The following is a 4,976-nucleotide window of genomic DNA, read 5'->3' as shown; positions in this document are numbered from 1 at the left end:
TAAAATTGTTTTTATTAAAACTTGCTTGTGACTCTTAACAATGATAATTTAAAGAACATTAGGTTTAAAACCTAAAGCAAAGATAAGATTTATGCTTATACTTGCTTTAAATTTTAAAGCCTTTTTGTTTGGTTTGCAAATTCTTTAACCAGCTGAGCTAATTCCCCTCCAAATATAAAACACATATTATATAAAATTTTTCTTAAAAATTTATAAAATTTATAAGAAAAATTTATAAATTTTTTTATAAATTTTATAGAAGCAAAGATGCTTCTATAAAATCATCTTGTTTTGTAGCCTATTAAAGCAAAAAATAAGATATAAAAATAACAAAACACAGGCACGACATAGGATAAAATCAAATTACTAATCAGCTAAAGCTAATTATGCTTAATTTATGTATTTTGCCCCTGTTACCTCGTCTATACTTGCTATTTCTTTCAGAAAAAGCTAGAAAAACCCTTAAAATATAATACTCAATGTATTATGATTTTCTAATCATTTACTTTAAAACAGGCATAAAAATGTTCATTTTCACCTTGAAGCATTGGAATATTTTTAGCACATTCTTCATCCGCTAAAGGACAGCGAGTTCTAAAAACGCAACCACTTGGAGGATTAATGGGCGAAGGCAATTCTCCTTCTAGAAGTTGAATTTTTTTATTTTTTTCCACTTTTGGATCTGGAATAGGAACAGCTGACATTAAAGCTTTAGTGTAAGGGTGTTTTGTCTCATTATAAATTTGTTCATAGTTTGCAATTTCAACCAAATTTCCTAAATACATAACTAAAACCCTATCTGAAATATGCTTTACAATAGACAAATCATGTGCAATAAAAATCAAAGATAATTGGGTTTGTTCTTGTAAATTCTTAAGTAAATTTACTACTTGAGCTTGTATAGAAACATCTAAAGCCGAAACAGGTTCATCGCACACTATAAGTTTAGGCTCTAAAATCAATGCTCTAGCAATTCCTATCCTTTGACATTGACCACCTGAAAACTCATGTGGATAACGATTGATTAAATTAGGAAGTAAGCCGACTTTTTGCATCATTTGTTGAACTTTTTCTTTAAGCTCTTTAGAATTCATATTGGGAAAATGAATCTTTAATGGTTCTGCTATAATATCACCTATAGTCATACGAGGATTAAGAGAAGCCAAAGGATCTTGGAAGATCATTTGTATGTCTTTTCTTGTATTTTTCCACTCTTGCTTTCCTTGTTTTTCTATATTTTTGCCAAGCCAAACTATACTGCCGCTTAAATCTTTATTTAAACCTAAAAGAGCCTTAGCTAAAGTTGATTTGCCACAACCTGACTCGCCTACTATACCTAGAGTTTCTCCTTTATAAAGCTTGAAATTTATTTTATTAACGGCTTTCATTTTGATTTTTTTATTTTGAAAAAAACCTTCACCACTTTTAATAGTGTAAAATACGCTTAAATCTTTAACTTCTAAAAGTAATTCTTTCATTAATAATTCCTTAAAACTCTATCAATTGGGGCAAAACAGGCTCTTTTTTTATTTGAATTTAATTCTTCTAAAATAGGATTTTGCAAACAAATTTCTTTTGCAAAAAAACATCTTGGAGCAAAAGGGCAACCTTTTGGAAGATTTAATAAATCAGGAGGATTACCTGGAATCAAATTAAGCTCTTTTTCTTCCATATCTAAACGCGGAATTGTTTTCATTAATCCTAAGGTATAAGGATGAGTTGGATGATAAAAAACATCTTCTGCATTAGTATATTCCATTACCCTACCTGCATACATAACTAAAACATTATCACAAGAACCTGCAACAACACCTAAATCATGGGTAATTAAAATAATAGCCATACCTAAATCTTTTTGCAATTCTTTTAATAAAGCCATAATTTGTGCTTGAACCGTGACATCTAAAGCTGTGGTAGGCTCATCAGCAATTAAAAGCTTAGGCTTACATAAAAGAGCCATAGCAATCATAACTCTTTGTCTCATACCCCCTGAAAGCTCGTGAGGATACATTTGCATTCTTTTTTTAACTTCAGGAATTTTTACCGCATCTAACATATGCAAACACTCAACAAGAGCTCTTTTATAACTCATTCCTTTATGAATAGTTAAAACTTCTGCAAGCTGATCCCCTAATTTCATATAAGGATTTAAAGAGGTCATAGAATCTTGAAAAATAATAGACATTTTTTTTGAACGCAAATGATTCATTTCTTTAGGTTTTAGATTTAAAATTTCCTTACCTTCAAATAAAACACTGCCTTCAACCATACTATTTTTTGCCAATAAGCCCAATAAAGCAAATACACTTTGAGATTTTCCAGAACCTGATTCACCCACTATGCCAAGAGTTTGTCCTTCATTTAAACTAAAGCTTACATCATTAACAGCTTTTACAATTCCATCGGCTGTTTTAAAACTAACTTTTAAATTTTTAACTTCTAATAACATTTTATCTATCTTTTGGATCTAAGGCGTCTCTTAATCCATCGCCTATAAAATTAAAACAAAATAAAGTTATCACCAAAAATGTTGATGGAAACCCAACTAACCAAGGAGTTTGCTCCATTGAACTTACCCCATCATTCATCAAAGAACCCCAAGAACTCGAAGGCTCTTGAACCCCAAGACCTAAAAAACTCAAAAATGACTCAAATAATATCATCCCAGGGACAAGCAAAGAAGCATACACAACTACAACACCCAATAAATTAGGCACTATATGTTTTAAAATAATACTTCTAGTGCTAACACCGCATATCAATGCTGCTTGAACAAATTCTTTATTTTTAAGACTTAAAGTTTGCCCCCTTACTATCCTTGCCATATCAAGCCAACTTACAGCTCCTATAGCAACAAAAATTAAAAATATACTCTGTCCAAAAAAAGTAACCAAAAGTATGACAAGAAACATAAAAGGTAAAGCAGAAAAAATTTCTAAAATTCTCATCATAATAATATCGGTTTTTCCACCTATATATCCAGAAGTTGCTCCATAAATCACCCCAATAACTATCGCCATTAAAGCACCTACAACACCTACTAATAAAGAAATTTTACCACCAATGGCTACTCTTACAAACAAATCTCTACCTGAATTATCTGTTCCAAAATAGTGTCCATTTTCAAAGCTAGGAGCTGAAGCAATTAATGCAAAATCTGTTTCATCATAGCTATATTTTGATAAAACTGAACCAAAAAGAGAAAATAAAACTACTACAATAATTAAAATTAAACTCATTATTGCGGCTTTATTTCTAAAGAACCTCTTCATGGCGTTTTGCCACAAACTCCTTCCTTTTAAAATTTTTTGATCTGAATTTTGAGGGTATTGGGCTTGATTTTCCCAATTTTTTCTAAGTTCTTCCAAATTTATATTAAGAGTGTTTTCTAAATTTTTAGCTAATTTTTTCGTATTATATGTATCAAACACATTCATTTTTGCACCTCAATTAGTTATCTTAGGATCTAAGAAAGCATAAACAATATCAGCTATGGCATTAAAAAATATAGTGAGCGTTCCCACAATAATAGTCAAAGAAAGCACTAAGGAGTAGTCTCTATTTAAGGCTCCATTGACAAAAAGTTGACCTACGCCTGGTATGGTAAAAAAAGTTTCTATAACAACTGATCCTGTTATAATACCAACAAAGGCTGGGGACAAATAAGAAACTACAGGAATTAAAGCAGGTTTTAAAGCATGACGAAATAAAATTCTTAAAGACGATAAACCTTTAGCTTTTGCAGTTCTTATAAAATCAGAATGTAAAACTTCTATCATAGATCCCCTAGTAATCCTAGAGATTGCAGCGACATAAGCGATACATAAAGCCAAAACCGGCAAAATCAAATATCGAATTTCTCCATTATTCCAACCTCCAGATGGTAAAATATCTAAATTAATAGCAAAAATCAAAACAAGCAAAGGTGCTATAATAAAACTTGGTAAAACAACGCCTATCATAGCAAAAGCCATAATGCAATAATCTAAAATATTATTTTGATTTAAAGCTGCTATTAATCCTATACCTACCCCGACCACAACAGCAAAAATAAAAGCTATTATCCCTAAAACAATAGAAACTGGAAAAGATTGAGCTAAAAGATCATTTACAGATAAATCCTTATACACAAAGCTTGGACCAAAATCTCCATGAGCTAAATTTTTAAGATAAACCCCATATTGAACTATAAGAGGTTTATCTAAACCATATTTAGCATTAATATTAGCCATAACTTCTGGTGGATAAGCCCTTTCTCCCATAAAGGGACTCCCAGGGGCTAATCTCATCAAGAAAAAAGAAATCGTGATAAGAATAAATAAAGTAGGAATGGCTTGCAAAATACGAAAAAAAATAAATTTTAACATCTAATCCCTCAATGTTCTAAAATATAAACATCTTTAAAATAATAACTCTTTGAAGGCTTGAGCTTAAAACCTTTTACATAAGGTTTTATTAAATTTACTGAAACTTCATAAAACATAGGAATGAGAGGTACATCTTTAGCAAGCAAATCTTCAGCCTTAGCATAAAGTCCAGCTTTTTCTTTTTCATTTTTAGCTTTATAGGCTTGCTTGATGGTTTCATCATACTGAGTATTTTTATAAGAAGCAGTGTTGTTTGACGAGTTAGACAAAAAAATATTTAAAAAAGTGCTCGTTTCATCATAATCTCCACACCAACCTGAAGCTTGTATTTGGTGTTGTCCTAAATGTATATTAGAAAGGAAAGTTTTCCATTCTTGATTTTGAAGTTTTATATTAACTATGCCTCCTAAATTTTGTTTCCATATAGAAGAAGCAGCTATGGCTAATTTCTTGGTATCATCGTTTGTAGGATATAACAAAGTAAAGCTTACAGGATGATTTTTATTATAGCCTGCTTCATTAAGAAGTTTTATAGCTTCTTCATGACGTTTTTTATCATCCCATTTAGACCACTCAGGAGGTGTGATAAGTTCAGCTGCACTGATAGCA

At 30.9% G+C, this 4,976-nt stretch carries 5 protein-coding genes; all 5 read right to left on the bottom strand.

Features of this window, described 5'->3' with window-relative positions:
• Positions 1-494: 494 nt before the first annotated feature.
• A complete protein-coding gene (gene oppF / locus DMB91_RS08570) occupies positions 495-1,478 on the bottom strand; it encodes a murein tripeptide/oligopeptide ABC transporter ATP binding protein OppF (protein WP_034904145.1) in 984 nt (327 codons plus the stop codon).
• Complete coding sequence (locus DMB91_RS08565; RefSeq protein WP_034904147.1) at positions 1,478-2,449, bottom strand: oligopeptide/dipeptide ABC transporter ATP-binding protein; 972 nt, start codon at positions 2,447-2,449, stop codon at positions 1,478-1,480. The genes oppF and DMB91_RS08565 overlap by 1 nt, the downstream gene beginning before the upstream one ends.
• A gap of 1 nt (position 2,450) precedes the next feature.
• Complete coding sequence (gene oppC, locus DMB91_RS08560) at positions 2,451-3,437, bottom strand: oligopeptide ABC transporter permease OppC (RefSeq protein WP_081946905.1); 987 nt, start codon at positions 3,435-3,437, stop codon at positions 2,451-2,453.
• 9 nt (positions 3,438-3,446) lie between these two features.
• Positions 3,447-4,367 (bottom strand): oligopeptide ABC transporter permease OppB, encoded by a 921-nt coding sequence (oppB, locus tag DMB91_RS08555; protein ID WP_034904149.1) that lies wholly within the window; start codon positions 4,365-4,367, stop codon positions 3,447-3,449.
• 8 nt (positions 4,368-4,375) lie between these two features.
• Positions 4,376-4,976: ABC transporter substrate-binding protein (locus tag DMB91_RS08550; protein WP_260604906.1), on the bottom strand; the 601-nt coding region annotated here is incomplete at its 5' end.

It is taken from the genome of Campylobacter sp. MIT 97-5078, from assembly GCF_006864455.1.
GTDB lineage: Bacteria > Campylobacterota > Campylobacteria > Campylobacterales > Campylobacteraceae > Campylobacter_D.
This window is presented reverse-complemented; position numbering and strand designations above follow the sequence as displayed.

What these genes read in the sequence shown, in the direction of transcription:
- oppF (WP_034904145.1), bottom strand. Translation starts at nt 1,478, where the DNA reads ATGAAAGAATTACTTTTAGAAGTTAAAGATTTAAGCGTATTTTACACT.
- DMB91_RS08565 (WP_034904147.1), bottom strand. Translation starts at nt 2,449, where the DNA reads ATGTTATTAGAAGTTAAAAATTTAAAAGTTAGTTTTAAAACAGCCGAT.
- oppC (WP_081946905.1), bottom strand. Translation starts at nt 3,437, where the DNA reads ATGAATGTGTTTGATACATATAATACGAAAAAATTAGCTAAAAATTTA.
- oppB (WP_034904149.1), bottom strand. Translation starts at nt 4,367, where the DNA reads ATGTTAAAATTTATTTTTTTTCGTATTTTGCAAGCCATTCCTACTTTA.